Annotated in this window: 1 protein-coding gene and 2 pseudogenes; 1 reads left to right on the top strand and 2 read right to left on the bottom strand. The window is 58.6% G+C overall.

The genetic code is table 11. From position 1 onward, the window contains the following. Nucleotides 1–362 (bottom strand): annotated as a pseudogene (locus tag ACOXXX_RS21320) (IS3 family transposase); the annotation flags it as partial. A 68-nt stretch (nt 363–430) separates the two neighbouring features. Between ACOXXX_RS21320 and ACOXXX_RS21315 the strand changes: the two are divergent. Continuing rightward, a pseudogene (locus ACOXXX_RS21315) lies at nt 431–583 on the top strand (transposase); the annotation flags it as partial. A 43-nt stretch (nt 584–626) separates the two neighbouring features. On the opposite strand, the gene ACOXXX_RS21310 reads toward ACOXXX_RS21315, so the two are convergent. After that, on the bottom strand, nt 627–788 hold the full coding sequence (locus ACOXXX_RS21310) for a hypothetical protein (protein WP_422828647.1): 162 nt from the start codon (nt 786–788) through the stop codon (nt 627–629). Between the last annotated feature and the right edge of the window lie 28 nt (nt 789–816).

The following is an 816-nucleotide window of genomic DNA, read 5'->3' as shown; positions in this document are numbered from 1 at the left end:
AGGATGACAGCCAGATAGAGCCAGCCTTCGCGGGTCCACACATAGCTGATGTCGCCCGCCCATTTCTGATTGGGCGCATCTGCGTGGAAGTCCCGGTTCAACAGATTGGGCGCGATGTTGAAGGCATGGTTGCTGTCCGTCGTCGCCTTGAACTTCCTGTTCCGCTTCACCTCAATGCCATTCTCGCTCATTAGCCTGCCGATACGGCGGTGCCCGACTTCAAGGCCCAATTCCTTCAGTTCCTCTGTCATGCGTGGTCGACCATAGCTACCCAAAGACAGGGCGAACTGCTCGCGAATGTGCGCGAGGACCACCATGTCCTTTCGCTGGCTCTGGCTGAGCGGACGATTGCGGTAGGCGCGTGACCTGCCCCCCGAAACTTCCCTCGTTGTGATGTAGAGTTTGCTCAACCTTCTGAAGGAGCAAACGAATGCGAAAGAGCCGTTTCACCGAGGCGCAGATCATCGGGATGATCAAGGAACAGGAAGCTGGAATGCCGACGGCCGAGGTGTGCCGCAAGCACGGTCTCAGCCAGGGCACGTTCTACAAGTTCAAATCGAAGTATGGGGGCATGGAGGTGTCCGACGCAGCCAAACTGAGGTCGTTGGAAGACGAGAATGCCAAGCTCAAGCGGCTGCTGGCCGACACGATGCTGGACAACGTCGTGCTGAAGGCTTCTCTGGGTTGCGCCGATCCTGCTGGATCCAACGGCTCAGTGTCGAGAAGCCAACGCCAAAATCTGCAGCAACCTGCTTTCGCGGCAGCCCGCTGGTTAACGCTACCCGCACTGCTTCTGCGCGGAATTCCGGGGGGGGG

This window comes from Thalassococcus sp. BH17M4-6, assembly GCF_049323015.1.
Taxonomy (GTDB): domain Bacteria; phylum Pseudomonadota; class Alphaproteobacteria; order Rhodobacterales; family Rhodobacteraceae; genus Puniceibacterium.
The sequence above is the reverse complement of the archived record's forward strand: the minus strand, read 5'-3'. Positions and strand labels throughout refer to the sequence as shown.